Annotated in this window: 21 protein-coding genes; 17 read left to right on the top strand and 4 right to left on the bottom strand. The window is 41.9% G+C overall.

Annotation, left to right across the window (positions count from 1 at the left end; genetic code table 11):
• The 5 genes from QT327_RS19965 to QT327_RS19985 all read left to right on the top strand — a co-directional run.
• The coding region (locus QT327_RS19965; protein WP_502910539.1) for an RHS repeat-associated core domain-containing protein at nt 1-757 on the top strand (757 nt) is incomplete at its 5' end.
• The gene (locus QT327_RS19970) at nt 717-1,196 is read left to right on the top strand and encodes a hypothetical protein (protein ID WP_149105261.1); all 480 of its coding nucleotides are present in this window, start codon (nt 717-719) and stop codon (nt 1,194-1,196) included. The genes QT327_RS19965 and QT327_RS19970, both read left to right, overlap by 41 nt.
• 43 nt (nt 1,197-1,239) lie before the next feature.
• Nucleotides 1,240-1,629 (top strand): DUF2750 domain-containing protein, encoded by a 390-nt coding sequence (locus QT327_RS19975; protein WP_210421300.1) that lies wholly within the window; start codon nt 1,240-1,242, stop codon nt 1,627-1,629.
• A 199-nt stretch (nt 1,630-1,828) separates the two neighbouring features.
• Entirely contained in the window at nt 1,829-2,020 is a 192-nt protein-coding gene (locus QT327_RS19980; RefSeq protein ID WP_149105262.1) for a hypothetical protein, read from the top strand.
• Between the two features lie 66 nt (nt 2,021-2,086).
• Nucleotides 2,087-2,599, top strand: coding sequence for a hypothetical protein (locus QT327_RS19985; RefSeq protein WP_149105263.1), 513 nt, complete (start codon nt 2,087-2,089; stop codon nt 2,597-2,599).
• Between the two features lie 188 nt (nt 2,600-2,787).
• On the opposite strand, the gene QT327_RS19990 is transcribed toward QT327_RS19985, so the two are convergent.
• Complete coding sequence (locus QT327_RS19990; RefSeq protein WP_149105264.1) at nt 2,788-3,813, bottom strand: PDDEXK nuclease domain-containing protein; 1,026 nt, start codon at nt 3,811-3,813, stop codon at nt 2,788-2,790.
• 198 nt (nt 3,814-4,011) lie between these two features.
• A complete protein-coding gene (locus QT327_RS19995; RefSeq protein ID WP_289553814.1) occupies nt 4,012-4,536 on the bottom strand; it encodes a helix-turn-helix domain-containing protein in 525 nt (174 codons plus the stop codon).
• A 623-nt stretch (nt 4,537-5,159) separates the two neighbouring features.
• Here QT327_RS19995 and QT327_RS20000 point away from each other — a divergent pair.
• Genes QT327_RS20000 through QT327_RS20010 form a run of 3 tightly spaced genes read left to right on the top strand, consistent with a single transcriptional unit; the run spans nt 5,160 to nt 11,467 of the window.
• Nucleotides 5,160-6,878 (top strand): TlpA family protein disulfide reductase, encoded by a 1,719-nt coding sequence (locus QT327_RS20000; RefSeq protein ID WP_289553815.1) that lies wholly within the window; start codon nt 5,160-5,162, stop codon nt 6,876-6,878.
• Nucleotides 6,879-6,895: 17 nt separating this feature from the next.
• A complete protein-coding gene (locus QT327_RS20005; RefSeq protein WP_149105267.1) occupies nt 6,896-10,090 on the top strand; it encodes a SusC/RagA family TonB-linked outer membrane protein in 3,195 nt (1,064 codons plus the stop codon).
• Nucleotides 10,091-10,111: 21 nt separating this feature from the next.
• Nucleotides 10,112-11,467, top strand: coding sequence for a RagB/SusD family nutrient uptake outer membrane protein (locus tag QT327_RS20010; RefSeq protein ID WP_149105268.1), 1,356 nt, complete (start codon nt 10,112-10,114; stop codon nt 11,465-11,467).
• A 2-nt stretch (nt 11,468-11,469) separates the two neighbouring features.
• Here the strand turns inward: QT327_RS20010 and QT327_RS20015 are convergent, their stop codons facing one another.
• Together QT327_RS20015 and QT327_RS20020 are read right to left on the bottom strand one after the other, a co-directional pair.
• On the bottom strand, nt 11,470-11,817 hold the full coding sequence (locus QT327_RS20015; RefSeq protein ID WP_149105269.1) for a hypothetical protein: 348 nt from the start codon (nt 11,815-11,817) through the stop codon (nt 11,470-11,472).
• A 251-nt stretch (nt 11,818-12,068) separates the two neighbouring features.
• On the bottom strand, nt 12,069-13,064 hold the full coding sequence (locus tag QT327_RS20020; RefSeq protein WP_149105270.1) for a helix-turn-helix transcriptional regulator: 996 nt from the start codon (nt 13,062-13,064) through the stop codon (nt 12,069-12,071).
• 479 nt (nt 13,065-13,543) lie between these two features.
• Between QT327_RS20020 and QT327_RS20025 the strand changes: the two genes are divergently transcribed.
• The 9 genes from QT327_RS20025 to QT327_RS20065 all read left to right on the top strand — a co-directional run bounded on the left by QT327_RS20025 (nt 13,544) and on the right by QT327_RS20065 (nt 20,044).
• Nucleotides 13,544-13,675 carry a hypothetical protein gene (locus QT327_RS20025; RefSeq protein WP_256377656.1) on the top strand — a complete coding sequence of 44 codons (132 nt, stop codon included), beginning with the start codon at nt 13,544-13,546 and terminating at the stop codon, nt 13,673-13,675.
• A gap of 57 nt (nt 13,676-13,732) precedes the next feature.
• Nucleotides 13,733-14,752 carry a lysophospholipid acyltransferase family protein gene (locus QT327_RS20030; protein WP_289553817.1) on the top strand — a complete coding sequence of 340 codons (1,020 nt, stop codon included), beginning with the start codon at nt 13,733-13,735 and terminating at the stop codon, nt 14,750-14,752.
• A gap of 68 nt (nt 14,753-14,820) precedes the next feature.
• Entirely contained in the window at nt 14,821-15,882 is a 1,062-nt protein-coding gene (locus QT327_RS20035; RefSeq protein ID WP_149105271.1) for a histidine kinase, read from the top strand.
• A gap of 24 nt (nt 15,883-15,906) precedes the next feature.
• Nucleotides 15,907-16,632: a LytR/AlgR family response regulator transcription factor gene (locus tag QT327_RS20040; protein WP_130856079.1), complete on the top strand. Its 726-nt coding sequence runs from the start codon at nt 15,907-15,909 to the stop codon at nt 16,630-16,632.
• Between the two features lie 40 nt (nt 16,633-16,672).
• Entirely contained in the window at nt 16,673-16,948 is a 276-nt protein-coding gene (locus QT327_RS20045; protein ID WP_130856080.1) for a helix-turn-helix transcriptional regulator, read from the top strand.
• A 453-nt stretch (nt 16,949-17,401) separates the two neighbouring features.
• Complete coding sequence (locus QT327_RS20050; RefSeq protein ID WP_130856082.1) at nt 17,402-18,043, top strand: DUF6266 family protein; 642 nt, start codon at nt 17,402-17,404, stop codon at nt 18,041-18,043.
• A 402-nt stretch (nt 18,044-18,445) separates the two neighbouring features.
• On the top strand, nt 18,446-18,877 hold the full coding sequence (locus QT327_RS20055) for a DUF5675 family protein (RefSeq protein WP_289553819.1): 432 nt from the start codon (nt 18,446-18,448) through the stop codon (nt 18,875-18,877).
• A 442-nt stretch (nt 18,878-19,319) separates the two neighbouring features.
• Nucleotides 19,320-19,541: a hypothetical protein gene (locus QT327_RS20060; RefSeq protein ID WP_013665150.1), complete on the top strand. Its 222-nt coding sequence runs from the start codon at nt 19,320-19,322 to the stop codon at nt 19,539-19,541.
• Nucleotides 19,542-19,831: 290 nt separating this feature from the next.
• Nucleotides 19,832-20,044, top strand: a complete 213-nt coding sequence (locus QT327_RS20065; protein ID WP_130856083.1) for a hypothetical protein — start codon at nt 19,832-19,834, stop codon at nt 20,042-20,044.
• The last annotated feature ends 268 nt before the right edge of the window (nt 20,045-20,312 follow it).

Consider the following 20,312-nt stretch of genomic DNA (forward strand, 5'->3'; position numbering starts at 1 on the left):
TCCGGTGATTGGGCGTTTCGGGACTGTTGATGGGTCTGCAGAGAAGTACTATGACATATCTCCGTATGTATATGTTGCAAATAACCCGCTTAAATATATCGATCCGGATGGTAATGATATAAGATTGGCAAGCCATACTCGAAGTGATGGAACAACGGTTGTTCAGATGTCAGTTACCGGTAAATTAATAAACCAGTCCAGCATAAACTTTAGCAGTTACGATATGGCAGGCTATGCTTCTCGTTTAGGAAATGCAATTAAGGATTACTATGGAATACAGGAAAAGGGGTTTGAGGTTCAGGTTTCTGTAGATATTGAAGGCATTTCCAGTGGAGATAGTTTTATGAAACCATTAGCGGAAAGTGATCATGCCTTTTACCTTCGTGATGATGGTAATCTTGCAGATCCTGATAATCCAGGAGGAGTGCGACCCTATGGAGTTCTAGGTGTAGCAGCGTTTGGAGAAAAAGCTGTATATATCTCTAAAGATGTTGTGGGAGATAAACCAGCAGAAGCGGGGAAATATAAGGGGACAGGTCTAAGTGCAAAAGGAAATGCTACTTTAGAAAGAACTGGTTCTCATGAACTAGGACACTCGGCTGGGAATAAACATCCTGATAAAGGTACAATGCCCGGAAACCTAATGAATCAATCGGGCAAGGCCGATGCTGGTACTAAAATTACAAGGGAGCAAATTATGGATATGTTAAAAAAGTATGAAGAAGGTAAGCTCAATAATGGTAGGCAAAATTATTAAACTGCGTGTATGGATAGCCGGGATCGTTCTTGTGTGTTCGTGTGGAAATGCAAATGTATCATCGAGAACAGATGATGACGGAAAAGAACTTTACATGCAAATAGCATTTGAAGACTTTTTTGATAATGATGTGCTCGATCTTTATATTGATAATAAATTAGTTGTACAGCACGATACATTAAAAAGCGGCTTTTCTGATGGGGTAACAAATACGGTATTGAGTATTCTTAAAAGTAAGGACAGATATATCATTGACGTTCATAAACAGTCAATAGAATATGTTCCAAAAAATGATACAGTCTTTGTCTCAGTTGTTTTGAATGGAAATAAAAACGACTATCAAATAGATCAACACAAAGGCAAATACGTTGGGTTTAGTAAGAATAAGGACGGTTCTCTTGAGTTTGGTCAAAGTGAGGAGAGACCTATGTACGATTAACACCAAAGCCAGAGAATACCAGACTTCGGTGTTTTATTGAATAATGATAAAAATTACTGAAAAAGAAATAAAGGTCGTTTCATCTTTGGAAGCTTTTGAACGCTATAAATACTTTATAAAGCGTGTAGCAGATACAGAGATAATGTATTCACTTAAGAATCTGGAAGGTAATTGGGCTATATCAGAGGTAGATACTTCTAAACTTTTCCCTCTATGGTTGGCAAAGGAATTTGCTGATCAGTGTTGTACAAACGGTTGGGAAGAGTTCGTGATCGAAGAGATCAACTTGGATTTTTTTGAGAACTATTTGTTAGATTTCGTTCATTCTGAAGGATTTCTTTTAAATATTTTTCCAGTTGGTCAAAATACTGGTTTTGTAGTGGATATAGTTGAGTTTGCGAAAGATTTGAGTGAAGAGATGAAAAATTATTGAACAGAATATGCCTGTTAAATAGCAGTAAGACCTGGCATGTCTAGGTCTTATTACTTTATAGCAGCTTTCGCTACTTTTATTGCGCATAGGTGAGGAGGTACTCTCCCTGCAGTTACTGTTTCAATAATCCAATACGGTTTATTGATCGAGATGGGAGAAGGCAGATGATCCTACCTTTGGATTGAAAATTTTGTGGGGGATGTTTGTGTCAAATAACCAACAGACGGTGGTTAAAGTAGGAGAAACTATGCTAAATGTGCATCCAATTCCAAAAGTTACGACGGGAAGAGATGCTATGAGTATAACAATTGGAGGAGGAAAAAATTTTGGGAAAGAGTTGTTTAAGGCTGAGGCTGGATTGAAATTGTGGTTAGCGCATTTGCAGATGTAATGAATTTTATGAAGGAATTCTTTAGAACTGCCGTTGATAATACAATGAACCCTCAAAAAATACAAGATGAAAAATTATAGATTATTAATCAAGGCAACAGCGGTTTACCAACTTTGCATGGGATTGATTAGTCTTTTTTATATCCTTGTTGCAGTTATTCAAAACTCTTTTGATAATTATTTAGTGATTGTAGGCTTCTTGGCGTTTTGTTCTATTGTTGTTGTAACTGTGATTAATAATATTCAAATCCTTGTGCATTTAGATCGGCTTAAACCGTTATATTTTTCGGTAAATGCAATTATTTGTCTTATTCAGGTATTGCATATATTTACAAACGGTTTTTATTTTAAATATGTACAAGGGCTTGGATTTATAGGTTATATTGCTGTTGTCCACTCCTCAAAAGAGGTGAGTTACGGCACCTTTTTAACGAATCTTATTTGGGAATTTACTATTAAGTTTGATAAATCCGACGGGACTCTTATTGGTGTGAATTTTATTGCCTTTATTTTATTAGTTTACTATTATTGGCTGAGCAAAAATGTCAGCAATAATAAATATTTGGAAAGTGATCAATAAAATTCTATAAAAGAATTAAAAATGAATTCAAGAGAAAGACTATGTTAATGAAATAAGACCAGGCAAATTGACTGGTCTTATTTGTTTAAAGCTAATTAGTAGTCGCCCTATTTTCTAAAATCACATTGTATTTTTCAAGAAGTTTTATGGAACCTTGGTAGTTCGACCCCTTCAAGATATACACGCTATTATTTCCCATACGTTACACCTTGCTCTCTCAATAACTGTTTTTCTCGTTCAATTTCCGCCACGAGTTCCTCCTCGGTGGGAAGGTAGGGTAAATATTTGCTAGCAAACAATTGTTTGCTTTCATTCAGTACTGAATATTTTGCTATAGTTCGGTCAGTTTCGGTACAGAGTAGGATGCCGATAGTCGGATTATCACCTTCTTTTCTTTCTAGATCGTCAAACATGCGAACATACATATCTAGTTGTCCGATATCCTGATGAGTAATCTTATCTGTTTTCAGTTCTATGATGACAAAGCATTTCAAGATATAATTGTAGAAAACCAGATCAATAAAGAAATCGGAAGTTTCCGTGCGAATATGCTTTTGGCGTGCTACAAAGGCAAAACCTTTTCCAAGTTCAAGCAAGAAATGTTGCAGATTGTCAATTAACGATTGCTCAAGCTGTTTCTCTGTGTATGCATAATTTGTTGGAATATTAAGAAATTCCAATACTGTTGGATTCCGAATAAAGTCACGGTTATCACGCTGAAATTCTTTTGTGTTCTCCAACAGTTCATCTTCTATCGGCCGTGGGTTTTGGGATGAAATTAGCCGTTGATAATATAAAGTGTTGATATTGCGTTCTAGTGTTTCTACTCCCCAGTTTTGCTCAGCAGCTTCTTTTAGATAATACATTCTTGCTTCAGAGTTCGATACTCTCATTATCAGTCTATTATGACTCCAATTCAATTTTCTACAAACTTTGTAGAAAATCTCTTCATCAGGAAATGTAGAGTAAAATTGTTTAAAGTTGTACAATGTCGCGGGAGAGTACCCTCGTCCAAATCTAGCCATCAAAGCCTCAGAGAGTTTCTTCATAATAGACTTGCCATATTCTGCACGGTTACGCCCCTCAAGCTCATCCTCTACAATTCGCTTACCTGCCAACCAATAAGCCTCAACCATAGATGTATTGATTGCCTGATACGCTTTTCTACGTCCTTCTTCTATAATCTCTATAACATCTGAAATCACTGCTTCCATAGTCTTGTCTTTGTGTTAGATTATTCCCGCTAGCCCTGGAACAATTCAAGCTGGCGGGTTTCGTTTTTTTTAAGAGTGGTTGTGATTACTTTATCATATTTTCAATTTTTTAATAAAGCACTTTTTGATATACTCTTTCATCTAGTTCATCGGGTTTTCCTCCGCAGTTTTCTCTATAAGTAAAAACTCATAGCATAATTATTTCTTAAAGGCGTATATGTTTTTGCCAGCTGACTTTAATACAACCTCTAATGTTTCATCTAAAACGAAGTTTCTCATCACTCCAGAAACATCTGTAGTGGTAATTTTTTCCCCATCAATTACATTGATACTTATTAGATGGGTTCTTATCTGTTGTGCTGTTTTTCCTTCACTAAGAAATCCGCTTTGTATAATGTGTTGTCTAACTTTTCTCGTAAGAAAGGCTCTTTCTTGTTTTTTAGGAGGTAATTCTCTTAGTGGAATAAGTTCAATCCCCGTGGTAGTTAATGGAGCAAGATCGTAGCCCACGGCCTTAGCATACTCAACGTAATAGTCTATATTTGTCGTTAATCCTTTCTCCATTTCAAGAGTAGTTTTAGGGGCTATAGTTGTCATATCCTTTATGTCGCTCAGAGAATAGCCTTTATCTTGTCTTTTTTCCCTCAATTTTTTTCCAACCGCTTTTCTGTATTCTGGTGATTTTAATCTGCTTGACCTTTTCTTTGGACCTGAATCGTGCATTGTCATGTTTTTATAACACTAATTAGTAATCGATTTGCATATTAAATTTATCTTCCGTACATTTGTAATGTGGTGTTAAGGAATCTGTGATATTCTCCTTTTTCACCAAAAGAGTTCCGTCAACGAAAACGGCGAATTTTCTATTGACACGGAGCCATAGGGATTGCTTTTCCCCAAACTTTTGTATTTTTGTACAAAAGGAGGGGTGGCTCCCTATCGGAACTGTGTCTAGAGCTCTTCGCCGTGCTCCGTTGACAGTGAAGATAGGGAGCCTTCTCTTTGATTGGACGCGATCTATACTTCAGGAACTCGTTATCATAACTAAAACTATTATGAAAGCGATTTTACTAAACCAAAACCAATCAAGAAAAAATCCCGCAAGGGACTCTAGCACAATACCTCGCGTAGTCGCAAAACCCTTTCAAAACCCTAATACCCTTGTCATAACTGCTCCTACATAGTTGTAAAATAATCTTCTTTTGCTCCATGTGGTAGACGTTGTGGGGAGATTTCTCGAGTCATTTCGTTCGCTCGAAATGACGAGTATATGATCTTTTACAGCCTCCACTAAGTAAAATAAGCATATTTCATTTTAAACTTAAATACCTAAATCGAAATAAAAAATGAAGGTTTACGACTTCATAGGAACCCTATTGTTCAAAAATAAGCTTTTTAAGCATATAAGGCAAAAAGTGAGTCATATTTTTCCTCTTAAACGATTGGAGAGGGGCTTTAAAAATGTAAATGCTAACATGCGAAAGCGGTTGCTATTGATGAGTGATGAGTTATCAATGGTGAGTTCGCTCGTTGCCTTTGCTCGAAGATTTCTCCGTTCCGCTCTGTCCACATCACTTCCCTCAGTCGAAATGACGAGAGGGAAGGTCGGGCTCGGATCTCTCGACAGGCTCGAGGTGACGTTCGGTAAACCGGCAGTGCCGCATAGTGCTAAGGCCCGGCGCGCCCTTAAACCTTACAGCTTACACCTTATACCTCTTAACTACCTTAAGCCCTACACCATATACCTTACAGCCTTAAACGTCTTGTTCTGTGTTTGTTTGGCACACGCCCGGCAGTCCTCCTCCCCGGAGGCTGCCCATGGCGTGGCTTTATCTACAGATTCTATCAAGCCGCTACAAATAGGAGATACCATTCCGGAAGCTTTATGGCATATGCCTCTGCAAACGGTAAAAGCAGGGCAGGAGGGAAGTACCACGGTAAAGCTGAATGATTATAGAGGCAAGCTGATTATACTGGATTTTTGGGCGACTTGGTGTACGGCTTGCGTAGCTGCCATGCCCGATTTACATCAACTACAGGCGAAATTTGAAACAGAGCTCAAAGTGCTATCGGTAACGTATGAACCATCTGACAAGGCCCGGCAATTTTTGGAAAACAACAAATTGCTGCAAGACCTGAATATAGGCTCCATAACTGATGATAATATGCTGAAGAAGTACTTTTACCATAAGCTTATTCCACATTGTGTGTGGATTGATCAGAAGGGTGTCGTTAGGGCTACTACCAGACCTGATGCGGTTAACGCTATAAATGTATCGAGGATAATTGACAACCAAATCGTTGGACTAAAAATGAAACGGGATGTCGATGCCGCTAAACCTCTATTCTTAAAAGGCGATCTGTTGGTTTCCAATAAGGTCAAACACCATAGCATCTTTATTGAAGAAACTTATCTGGGTTTGCCGGTCGGCCCTAAGATACATAGGGATAACAACGGGGCGGCCGTTGGTCTGGCGCTATGTAACACACCGCTACTCGGCATTTACGATTATCTGGCCCGCAAGCTGTTTGCCGGAAAGGGAATCTTATATTCATCGAAAGATAGATATATAGCTGCCCGGGACACGTTGGGATTGGGGATGGTTTATACAATTTCACTATCGGCCGACACGGTAGCTGACATGAACAGGGTATATAAAAACATGCTAAATGAAGTAAACCGGTACAGTGGCTGGAAGGGCATGATTGAAAAACGAAAACGCAGCTGTTATGTGCTCCGCCACATAGCTGAAGAACCTAGCTTTTTATCAGGTACCGACTCCCTTAAAATGAATACATTTTTTAAAAGTATACCGGGTGATGCTGTCCGCTTAAAAGGTTATCCCATAAAATACCTGGTAGCCGGAATCAACAGCTTCGTTTTTGGCCGGTCGGACGATCTGCTAGTAGACGCAACGGGCATAGAAGGCCCTGTTGACCTCACCTTACAGCTGGAACCTGATAATGTTGAACGACTAATAACACAACTTAAACGCTATAACCTCACGGTAACGAAAGAAGAGATTGAGACAGACGTATTTGTTATTAGAAAATCTGACCTATAACCTTCAACCTGAACAAAATGAAATTATGTATTATCTTATGGTGTGCCTTAATCAGCTTTACCTGTCATGCGCAGTCAAGAATTGCCGGACATGTAATTTCCTCTCGAGACAATCAACCGATCAGCGCGGCAAATATAAAACTGTCCGATGGAACAACCATTGCCAATACGAACGCACGGGGCGAATTTAAAGCACTCATAGACGTGAAAGATTCGCTGATATTTATCCAGCACATCGGTTTTATTACAAAAAGGGAAAACCTTAATGGCCGGACGGTTGATAAACTACTTATTGCTTTAGAGCCTGACGAACAACAGCTCGAAGAGGTAACCATATCGTCGGGCTATCAAAAAATTGCAAAAGAACGCGCAACAGGTTCTTTTACCTTTATAGACAATGAAACATTCAGCGAGCAGGTAAGTACAGACGTCCTGAGCCGCCTACCGGCCGTTGCCAACGGTCTGATCGCTGACAATAGTACTAATTCTTCCGGAAGGCTGATGATCCGGGGACTGAGCAGTATCAGAGGACCTAAGCAACCGCTGATTGTTGTGGATAATTTTCCTTATGAAGGCGATATTACCAATATCAACCCGAACGACGTTGAAAATATCACCGTATTAAAAGATGCCGCCGCAGCGTCTATTTGGGGCGTCCGCGCCGGAAACGGTGTGATTGTGATCACCACAAAAAAGGGCAGATTTAATCAATCGCTCACAATAGATGTGGTGGCGAGTGCTCAGCTCATAACGAAACCTGATCTCTCCTATCTCCCTCAAATGGAAACAGCCGACTATATCGGGGTCGAAGAGCTCCTGTTCAACAAAGGCTATTATAACTCAAGAATCAACAGTATCGGAAAGCTGCCACTCAGTCCGATTGTTGAGAAACTAATCCAGCTGAATGCGGGACTGATCGACTCGGCGAATTATTTAACGGAGCGTATGCGTTTGTCCGCATTGGATGTGAGGGATCAGTATAATAAATACTTTTATAGTAGCGGGCTCAATCAGCAGTATTCCCTACGCATGCGTGGGGGTACAGACAAGCATAGCTGGGGTATGGGATTGGGTTATGATGGCAATAATTCCAACCTAAACGAACTGAACCGACGGGTGAATATTCGTTTCGAGAACACTTGGCGGCCACTACCGAAACTCACTGTCAGCTCCGATATTTATCTTACACGTACTGCTGATCGCTCGGGGAAACCTGCTTACGGAAGTATCGGAATGGCTACTTACAATCTTTACCCCTATGCCGAGTTTGCAGATGCAGCGGGAAATGCACTGCCGATCTATCAGAAGCGAAAGCCTTACCTGGATGCATTGGCCGAAGAAGGTAAATTGCTGGATTGGAATTATTATCCCTTGCAGGATTACCGTTATATGCGGAACGGCACCAATGGAACGGATGTTCTGCTCAACACCGGTTTCAATTATCGCTTCTCGGAATGGTTTTCATTTGATGGCAGGTATCAATATGAAAAGCAACTGATTGAACGGACCAACAAGCGGGGCGAAGCGAGTTATTTTGCGCGTGACCTCATAAATTCCTATAGCCAGATTGACGCGGTTTCGGGAGCAGTGAACTATATCGTGCCCAAAGGCAGTATTGCGGATATTACGTCATCTTCGCTGGCTTCGCATAGCGGCAGGGCCCAGTTTAATGTCAATACCGCTTGGTCAGACCATGAGATAAACGCGATTATCGGCGCTGAGATAAGACAGTCACATACGGCGATGAATCAATATCGCATCTATGGATTGAAAGACGATAATCTCAGTTTCGGTCAGGTAGACTATACTCGGCAATATCCGAATTTTGTTAGTGGAAGTCTCTCTTTTATTCCGAACAACCAGCAGTTGGATGATCGGATTTTGCGTTTTGTGTCGGTATACGGAAATGGGGCGTATACTTTCAGAAGGAAATATACCCTTTCGGCAAGCATGAGACGTGATGCTACTAATCTATTCGGCTTAAATACCAACAACAAATGGAACATGCTCTGGTCAGTAGGTGGCAGCTGGGATATCGGTGCGGAATCTTTCTATAAAAGTAGCATGCTGCCTTATCTGCGTCTCCGGTTAACGCATGGGTATAGCGGCAATATCGATCCGGCCATGAGTGCCGTTAGCACCATTTGGTATGTTGGTATCAACCGGAATACGAGGTTTCCCTATGCAAGATTCGATAACTACGCAAACCCTGACCTACGCTGGGAAACGGTGCAAACTACAAATATGGGAATAGATTTTACCTTTCGGGATAACCGGCTGAGCGGCAGCATAGAATATTATCTGAAACGCGGGAAGAATCTTTTCGGACTGGAGGTAATGGATCCCACGGCAGGAGTTGGTAGCAATATCACAAAGAATGTAGCGGAAATGAAAGGGCATGGTATGGATATCCAATTGAATTCGGTTAACATAAAGGGTCGCGTAGTCTCATGGCAGAGCCAGTTGAACCTGAGTTTCAACCGGGATGAAGTAGTTGACTATTACCTTAGCTCAACCCGGGGAAGGGACTTCGTTACGGAGCGTTCGATTGCCGGTGTTATCGGAAAGCCGGTGTATTCGGTGTTTTCATTCGGATGGGCGGGGCTTGACCCTGAAACCGGAGATCCCAGGGGCTTTCTTAATGATCAGGTTAGCAGCAATTACACCCAGCTTTATGGAAACGGTACGCAATTGGACGATCTGGTATATAATGGCCCGGTGTTACCCGTATGGTTTGGGTCGCTCGGTAATACGGTTACTTTTAAGAACCTGAGCTTATCAGCTCGTATTGTATATAAAATGGGGCATTACTTTAGGCGCAGCAGTATAAACTACTACTATCTTTATTCACAGGGTGAGCAACACAGTGATTTTGCGTTCCGTTGGCAACAACCGGGCGACGAATTATATACAGATATTCCGTCGATGGTTTATCCCACAAGTTCGAGCAGGGATAACTTTTATCGCTACACCGAACCGCTCGTAGAAAGAGCAGACCATATACGACTTCAGTATGTGAACCTATCGTATAAACTGAATACCGGCTTTCTTCGGAAAATTGGCGTGAAGAGTTTCACGGCATTCTTAAATGCGGACAATTTGGGTATTCTTTGGCGTGCAAACAAAAAAGGTATTGATCCGGAGTTTCCGAGCGGTGGTAATACCCTGGTACCGCCGCGTGCCTACGCCCTGGGAATACGTGCTCAACTATGATATAACAAAAAAAAGATCAACATGAAAAACTGTACAAATAGACTTATCTTTTTTATACTGCTGATTGGCCTGCTAGCCGGTTGCAAAAAATTTTTGGAGGAAAAGCCCGATAAAAAGCTGGCAGTACCGGTAAATGCCGAACATTTTCAGGCCTTATTGAACGAAAGTTCGCAAATTGATATTTCTCCATCTGAGGGAGAGATTGCGTCCGCTGATTTTTATCTGTCCGATGATGACTATGAAAGTTTGGGATGCGAAACGGAATGGGATCTGTACCGGTGGAGAGATGGGCCTTTTACCGAATTATGTTATATTGAGGATGGTTGGCGCAAATGTTATAAAAGTATCTACCATTGCAATGTGGTGCTGGAAGGGGTTGCCGAACAAGCCTTAAATGAAGAGTTAAAGAATGTGAAAGGGCAGGCGCATTTTCACCGGGCAGTTAACTTATTGGAGATGGCCGGTATATGGGCGTCGATTTATGATGAAAATACCGCCGACGAGAAATTGGGCTTACCGCTTCGTCTGTCCTCGGATTTCAATGTTAAAAGTGAGCGGGCGAATCTGAAAGAAACGTATAGGCAGATATTGGAAGATCTGAAGGAGGCAGAAGTAAACCTGCCTGTAAGGCAACCGAACAGAAGATGGCCGGGCAGATCGGCTGCGCTTGGATTGTTGGCACGGACCTATCTTTTTATGGGGGATTTCGAAAATGCACTTGTTTATGCCGATAAAGCCCTGCAAGGAGTCTCTTTACTGGATTTCAATGAGATTGATGTACAGGCAGATTATCCCTTCAATTCCGAAGATAATGAGGAAGTGTTGTTGTACAAATTTCTGTTCACTTATTACTCATTAAATGAAGCGGTGGCTAAGGTTGATAGTAACCTCATTAAGCTGTATGATAATAGAGATCTACGCAAACCGGCCTTTTTCCGAGTAAATGAAGACGGTTCCTACCGCTTCAAAGGCAGTTATGGGGGAGGTCGGGGCGCGTACTTTTCGGGAATTGCTGTGGATGAGGTGATGTTGATCAAGGCGGAAGCTTTGGTACGCCTTGGAGAAGTAGGAGAGGCCCTGTCTGTTCTGAATCAATTATTGGAAAAACGATGGCAACGCGGATTTTTCAAACCCTATCAAACAGTTGATGCTCAGGAAACATTGGACCTGATTTTGAAGGAGCGTAGAAAGGAACTGCTATTCAGAGGACTGAGATGGTTTGATGTGAAACGCATCAATCACTTGGGTGGAAAGATCACGTTGGAAAGAGAAGTGAACGGGCAACGATATACGCTGCCCGTTGGAGATCCCCGTTTTACCATTCTCATTCCGGAAGATGTGATAAGGCTGGGAGGGATTCCGCAAAATGAACGCTAATCCTAGTTGCGTCCTTTTGCCGATTCGTCAATAATGGCCTGCGGAGAACCAAGCTCTTCCAGGTATTCGTTCAGCGTCATGTCTTCCGGAACCTCCAAGCTACAAGGTATTTGAGTTGGATTGTCGCAAGAAAGGCCTGGCTGCTGATTTTGGTTCCAATTGGACGGATTGGCCACATGGTCGTTCAACGAAGAGGAAGGTCCGTTGTAAAAATAAGTGGTAGTCGCCCGCACCTTCTCTTTTTTATTTTCTTTCTCTGTCTTTTCGGTAGCATAAGCGTTGCCCGATACCATGATTGCCATCGCTATCGCAAAAGCAAAGCTTAAACCTTTTTTTAATTGAGTATACATGTTATCCTCCTTGTTTTTTTAGTTTTTAATTTTTATTATGACTTCTTGTAGTTCTCTCATCTTGAGAAAATCTACAGGGAATACGAGACTACACCGGCCTACCCGGAAATACTGCAAATTTTCTGTTGTGGATGGTTAAGTAGTTCTTCATAATGAATAGTTTTCCTTTTTAGGGATAAAATTAGCTTATATCGATACCGGCTGTTTGCGGAAAGCGGCTTTATGAGTTGCGGAAAGTGGCTTTGCAAAGCCTACAGTTTCTGTATACGGTACTCACTCGGGCTAAGCCCGTAATAGGCTTTGAAAGCATTGGTAAAACTGGCTATGCCGGAATAACCTAATAGATGCGCTACTTCCGAAATGGTGTACCGGCTATCGTCAAGGAGTTCCGTTGCGCGCTTCAGCTTTGTCTGCTGAATGTACAGCCCCAACGAGTTACCGTAAATTTCGCAGTGGATTTTTCGCAACCATCTTTCTGATATCTTGTAATGATGTGCCAACTGTTTTATGGTTTGCACCTGTCCATGCTGTATCTGTAGTTCAATAGTGCTGCGAATAGCTTCTACTTTTTGATTACTGTATGTTGAGTCGGTCTTTACGGACTGCATATCTTCTTGGCTTAGAACGAGTAAATTGAAACAGAGTTCGTATACTTTTAAATCCATAGCCAACCGTTTTAGGGGCGGTAAAGCAAAGAAGTTGAGTAACCGCAGCATAATATGTTCGCTTATGGGGAACTGTTTGTTGTGCCTAACATTTGCAGCCTTTTCTTTCCAGTTGTCCAAGAGTTTTTGAAGACCACGCCACTCCTTTTTACCATGCCGTAGAAGCCAATTTGGCTTAATCACAAAATAGAACAGCTGGTGTTTTCCCTTATCAAAATGGGTAAGGTACTGGCCTTGAGGTACGTATACCTGTGTATAGTGCATTTCTTGGCTTTGCAGTACTTTTTGTGCCTTATTGGATGTGTGGATGCTGTACGTGCCCTTTAATTGGTAAAGCCAATACAAATCGGATAGCTTGCAATGGATGGGTACTTCTACCGGTACCTCTGCATGCACATCAGCTAGGCAGATAAGCGCGTCGGGTGCGTCGTAATATTGCTCAAGTACGGAAAATTGATCGCTTTGCCAGTAGTTTACATCGGCTAATGTTAAACGGTACGGGGTGGTGGCGGGCACGCGCTCGCTGTAGAGTAAATATCCTTGGTTGTTGGTGGGTAAATCAATATGTACGGCTTTGAGCATAGGCCTAACGGGTTCTTTTTGATAGGCTTAAGTTCTGAATTATGAATGCTTTTTGGAGAATTAGATATTACTATGCAGAATTTGGGGATTAGATGGCAACTTTTTTTGGATGGAAGTGTGTTTTTTAGTTATTCTAGCTAATGAGCTAATGCGATAATGGGGTTCCCAGCTCACAAGTTTCCATGTTCACTATTTGTGAGTAGGGAATAGGGAGTAGTGAGTATGACAGGTTCCCATGCTCACCTGTTCCCCTTTCACTAATTAGTTGACGGTTTTTGCCGATTAGATGGGAGAATTTTGGCCTTTTATGTCAATTGGCTTGCAACAACGGTAAGGTAAAAAAAATCTTTTCGTTTCTTTCTCCGAAGCCTCACTTTTGGATTGTGATCACCAGAAAAACCTTCTGCTTGGCCAGACAAGAGGTCGGAAGTACCCTCATCCGTAAATAGGGTTATGTTTAAAATTTAATGGTAGTTAACATGTCACAGTTACAAATTGAACTGATCAGTCGGGTATTGCCTATTCTAGGAGCACCACTTTCATTAAACCAGCTCATCGAGCGGAATGAGTTGAACGATGATGAAAATAAATGCCCGTTTGAAATTTTTTAACTAAACCGGAGGATGCCCACGCATCCTCCTCGGTTTCAATTTTTAAGAACTAAAATTATGAATACTTATCTGGAAAAAATTCAACCTCTTGTTGCTAAATATGCAAATGAAGAACTATTCAATAATGACGCCATCATTCGTTCTTTTGCTTTCTTCGGTGCGCAATTGCAGGCTTTTGAAACGGGTGTGGAACCGAAAAAATTGCTTCAACTGTTCCGTTGTGCACGCCTCCATCAGGCCCTGAATTTGTTTGATCAGGATAAACGGGAAGCCTTAGCGCTATTTGATCAGCCTGCTTGGCATAAACTGCGTAAGTACCTAGCCAAACCGGGTATTGTAGCAACGTATCATGTTGGTTCTTATCGTTTAATAGGCCGGTGGTTGATGCAACAAAAGCTTCCCTTTGTTTTGCTTGTAGCAACGCGCGTGACTAAGCAAACGGCTTTTTCAACTTACCTGCAAAGGAACAAACGACAGGGTTTTCAATTGCCGCCTATTTTACTGGCGGAAGATCCTCACGTAATCCGTAAAATGTGTAACTATATTAAGCAGGGTTTTTACATACTGACTTATGTGGACGGTGGGCGTGGATGTTTTACGGATATTGACTTGGATAGGCTGGCCCCCGTTCCCTTCTTCAGCGGAAAACTTTATATTCATCGCGGCATCCCCTTGCTGGCCAGACTGGCCGAATGCCCTATTTATCCTATCGTTGTCCCCAGGACAACGGCACATGTACCAAAACTAATCGCGCATGATCCGATATATGTGGCATGGGATGAGAATACATTGGATCATTTGAATGCCGTTTTATGTAAACTTTTCGGCATATTGCAAGATACGTTAACACAAAGTGTTTATTTACATCAATGGGAACATTGGCTCTCGGGGCAACCGACGGGAAGATATCGGAGAAATAAGAAATTGAGGATCGAGGAAGGCAACGCCTACCGGTATTTCCCTTATCGCAGTACAAAACAATGTTATATGTTATGCGCCGACACCTTGATGAGCTACCGAATTAGTGAAGATCTGTACCGCGATTTTGTAAATCTCCTCAAATACTTATATATTTAAAGTCCATATTACCTAAATAATTATAGAAGGTTACTGACCTGGGAGCTTAAATCTAACAAACACAGCTTATGATGAAATGGTTACCCAAAGTAAGCGCTAAGACTGTTTATGCTCATATAGCAGCATGGCTCGTTTACGTTCCGATTATGTACCGATATAACCTGAAGGCATATCCTGATCCGTCTATCGGCCGTATCATTGCATTGGTGATTTTGTTGGCGTTCACGTTTTACCTGATCTTGGCGCTGCTCTTTTGGTTGTTTCAACGAACGCGCAAGCGTCTCTTGATTATGCCGTTGCTGGGTGCTGTTGGCCTGTTTGTCTTATTTGCATGGGGCTATATTTATGTATTGGCCCCTGCTTTCAGCTGGAAAATTTATCGTGAGGATATTCCCTACTCACACAAACAGTTTGTGGCTAATGCTGGGCGCGTATTGAAAGAAATGGGTAAGTATGCGGCCATCTACTTTCTGTTTTATCATAATGTGCTAAAGAAAAGAAGATTGACTGCTTTGATGCTGCGGTTACGCAACTTACGTCGTGGTCTGCATCGTTATCGGTTAAAGGGAGAGGTTTCTAGGCTTTCGCCTCATTTTTTAATGAATGCTTTTAACCACTGCTACTCGCTCGTTTGTGATTTGAGTGAGGCCTTGGGCCGTCGGATTTTCTACTTGGCAGAGATTCTTAAATATGGCATGAGCGAACAAAATAGCCGAGTGCTGCAAACGGTTACCTTAGAACGGGAAGTATCGGAGACTGCGAAATTATTGAAGGCTTATTACGGTGATGATAGCAGGAATGCACCAATCCGTTTGCTCTGCGCGGGCAATTATCGTGCTTTTCGCTTGCCTGCTTTTACGTTGATAAACTGTGTGGAGAATTTGCTGAAATATGCCGTACTTGATCACAGCCGACAGCAAGCGGTTCTTCGGGTGGTAACAGCAGGCGATACCTTACTGGTGACGGCAGTCAACGCAGTTAAGCAGGTCGAATCAAAAACGGTATCTAGCGGTTCGGGGCTAATTGACTTGAGAAATCGGTTACGGTACTTGTTGGGGGTGCATTTTACGCTAAGCTATTGGCGCGAAGGTGATCTTTTTATTTTATTTCTTGTTATTGAACGTCATTGATACTAAAGCAAATACAGAACAAACATGGACATCTTAACATGCGGTATTGTGGACGATGATCCCCAAGCGGTACACCTGCTAAATACATACCTCAGCAAAATGCAGAACGTTCGGCTGCTTTTTAAAACGAATGATGCTACGGAAGCTCTTGCTAAACTACGGAAATACCAACCGGATATCTTATTTCTGGATGTGGAAATGCCTGAGTTAACTGCTTTTGATCTGATTAAATGGGTAAATCCGGGTACAAAAGTGGTGCTTTGCACGGCTCATCGACAGTATGCTTACGATGGCTTCGAGCATCGGGTAGCGGACTTTCTGCTTAAGCCGGTCGATTTTGCGCGATTCTTCGACGTGGTTACCCGCTTACGTGAGTCGCAATTTCATGCCATTCTAAACGGTACACGGATTGCACAGGATTATTTTCTCGTGAATGCGAAAGATAAGCTAAAAAACTATAAAATCCTTTTTGAAGATATCCTTTATATGGAAGCCGTTGAGGGTGGGGTAAAACTTGTACTGCGGGAAGAGGAGATTATGGTGAGCGAATCCTTGACGCGGGTTTATCGCGCTTTGCCCAAGAACCTTTTTGTCCGTATTTCCAATGCTTTTGTTATTGGTACGGAATATTATAAAAACTATGCAAATGCTAAGGTTTATTTATATCACGTAGCTGAACCTTTTCCGATTTCTCGGATGAAACATCTTGCAAAAGATTTTTTCGACTGGCTAAATGAGCATAAACTCTAGCTCCTAGGTTTTGCCTTCTAATTTTTAACCTTAAAACCATATGAATAAGATAGACCTATTGATTCAAAGTGTTGTGCAAATTCATAAGTTTCTGGAAAGCCTCACCGAGCAGTGTTTATCGCCTCGTCAACATTTACCCGAACGTTTGTTAAGTGCACAGGATGTAATGAATAAATTGAATATCAGTGAAGCTACTTATTATCGTTTTGTGAAGAAGGGGGCGCTTAAACCAAGGATGAAGGGGAGTCGACATTACTTCTATGAAGCCGATTTGGTGGAAGCGCTGGAAGAAAGCAAAAGACGCGGTAGAATTTAGTTCACGGTTCTTCGAGTTGCCGTCGACAGATGGTCGGGACTGCCTCGACACTGGCTTGAGACTGCTTCGACAATCCGTTGCTTAGGCTTCGGCTACACTTCGCTTTTCCGTTGCATTTGCTCCTTGTGCTGTTCGGCAATTTATTGAGTTTTCTTCGAGCGGCTTCGACAAGGCTTCGAGAGCCTTCGAAGACCTTCGATTTTTTGCCGAACTTGCTTGGTTCCCGTCTGCTCCAAGACCGCCGTTTCTTTGCTTAAAATAAAAAATAAATCCCGTTATTAAATGATTGCATGCTGTCATCTACGATCACCTGCTATCAATTCCTGTCATCTCCAATCATTAATTGCCGAGGCTGTTCTGTCAACCTATGTTTGCGTCAAGGATACAGAAATACCGGTATATACATGTGTCTGAATGAGTTGAAAATTTGTAAAACGTTTAAAAAGAAAACAAATGGGAAAATTTTTAAAGGGAATCAATGGTGCTTTTTCAGGTAAGGTAGGTAACAACATCGGCGCGAGATGGCGTTCGGTTGATTACATGCGAAGTTTGCCGCGACCTTCGAATAAACCGGCAACGGATGCGCAGTTATCGCAACGAGCGAAATTTGGGATGGCGGTCGCTTTCTTAAGTCCGATTAAGGACCTGCTGAACATCGGCTTCAGCGATTTGCAGCAGACGAAGGCGACCGGTTACAACGTTGCCCTTAGGCAAATGTTGCAACACGGGGTAGTAGGAGATTATCCGAATTTGGAAATTGCCTATGAGCAAGTGAATTTGAGTCGTGGACGTCTGGCACCTCTTTTTGGTCTGGAACTCGCGGAAACAAGTCCTGGCGAAGCTACCTTAACCTGGCAACCTAAAATGAACAGATTCACGGCCTTTGCCGATGATGAGGTGATTGTACTGGTATACAACAAAAACAAAGCTTTTTTTGATATCATGGAGCAGTCCACACGGGCCGATGGCAACCTAAGCATCGAACTGCCAACGGTCTTTTCCGGCGATGAACTCGCTGTGTGGGTAATTATGGCACACCGTGAAGGTATTGTAACGTCCAACAGTCAATACGCAGGATCGATCACTGTGTCCTAAACTGCGCATAAGCGAACCGACCTCGGTCGGTTTGCTTTCGCTGACGAGTTTAGTTGTGCTTTGCGAGCGCCTACCGCTTATAGCCTACCGCATAAGGCTGATAGCTGACATCCGAAAGCTGACTGCTGACTGCTGAGAGCTAACACCTAATTCCCTAACCCCTAAAAACTAAAAACATGATTAAATTATTAATGAATCGTTGAGACGTTAAGTAGGGAAGTAGTTGAGTAGGGCTTTTTAAAGTGATGAATGAATGATGCCTGCCTGCCGGTAGGTAGGAATTTTGAGTGAGTGCCTACCGCTTATAGCCTACAGCATAAAGCTGATAGCTGACATCCGAAAGCTGACTGCTGACTGCTGAGAGCTAACACCTAATTCCCTAACCCCTAAAAGCTAAATAACATGATCAAATTATTAAGAATCGCCGAAGGCACGAATACTACCCTCGGCCAGTTATACATCAATAATCTCTTCCAGTGGCATATCCTGGAAGATAAAATACGGGATGAAAAAATTCCCGGTGAAACAGCCATCCCGGCCGGAACGTATCCACTCGGTTTAAATAAGCTAGCGGGGATGAACGCCAAATACCAAAGTCGATATAGTTCCATGCATAAGGGAATGATAGAAATCAGGGGTATCCCGAATTTTACTTTGGTGTTCTTCCATATTGGCAATTACCATACGGATAGGAGAGGTTGCCTATTAACGGGAAGCTATTATCAGCTCATTGACGGTGATTATCGGGTACTGCATTCGGCGGATGCGTATAAACGGGTGTATCCTTTATTAGCTGAATATGCTGCCGCTGGACGGAGTTTAGTTGTCGAGTAGTTAAGTAGTTGAGTGGTTGAGTTGTCGAATAGTTGAGTTGTGAGTGATAAAATTACACGGGGCTCTTGCGCGTAGGGCAAAACGGCCTTCTAGGGTGAGCGTAAAGAAAATTCAATTGGAAGGGTGGGAAAAAACGTTATGCGAAGAAGCGAAGGAAAGGAAAAGAGAATTGGGGCGGCTCCGCAGAACGGTGTAAGGGAATTGAATTTTTAGCGAGACCTAGACAGCCTTGACTTTGTTCTTTTTGTCAAGAAAAAGAACATAAAATATGTTAGGAAAAGAAATTAAAAAAAACAACCATGAAACCGAGATGTAAATAACATTGACACACGGGGGGCAATGATTATTGACAAGTGTTTACATTTTCAGGTGTCAATGAGCTTCGCTGCCGCTTCGGTTATTTACTCGAGCTCTCATCAACCATTAAAAAGAAAATAAACGGATGAAATCATTAGAATTAATAACCTTATTAGGTACGATCATCAGTATTTTATTATCAATCATAGCCTATTTCTTAAAGCAGTTACACGGAAATTTCCGAAAAATGGAACAGGATGTAGCTTTAATGAAAGCAAGCATACAACTCTTGAAAGCGGATTTAAAAGCGAACTATAATTTACTGCGACAGCGGATGGAGTTTCTTGAAGAGAGGAGGAGTGATTGAGTAGCTTTTTATAAGTGATGAATTATGAGTGAAGTTTTTAGTTGCGCGTTGTGAGTTGCCAGTTGCGAGAGCCTAACGCTTATAGCCTACAGCGTAAAGCCGACAGCTGACATCCGAAAGCCGGAAATAAATGATGAGTGATGAATTTTGAATGATGAATGAAGTTTTTAGTTGCCAGTTGCGAGTGCGTAACGCTTATAGCCTACAGCGTAAAGCCGACAGCTGACATCCGAAAGCCAATAACCAATAACCAACAACGAATAACTAATAACGAATAACCAATAACGAAAATGGACGAAATAACAAAAAGAATCAAATCCCCAACACCGAAGTTCTTTAAAAAAATTAGAACGATCGGATTAACTTTAGGAGCGATAGGGGGGGCACTATTGGCTGCTCCGATCGCTTTACCGGCAACGGTAACTACCATTGCGGGTTACCTCGCTACGGCCGGTATTGTGGCTTCGGCGGTATCAAGCGTTACAAAAGAAGATAGGCCTTAGAAGTGAACACCCGGTTGCACAACCGGGTGTTTATTTTCTGTCTGGTGGTTATGGTTATATGCCCGCTTTTTAGTTATAAGTTCTAAGTGATACGTTTTAAGTAGGAGCTTGTGCTACTGCAACTGCTTGTGCCACTGTAATAATACATTATTAAAGCTGATAGCTGACTGCTGATAGCTTTTTAGTTATAAGTTTTAAGTGATAGGTTTTAAGTAGGAGCTTGTGCTATTGCGATTGCCCGTGCCACTGTAATAATACGATCACCGAC

It is taken from the genome of Olivibacter sp. 47 (assembly GCF_030372825.1).
GTDB lineage: Bacteria > Bacteroidota > Bacteroidia > Sphingobacteriales > Sphingobacteriaceae > Olivibacter > Olivibacter oleidegradans.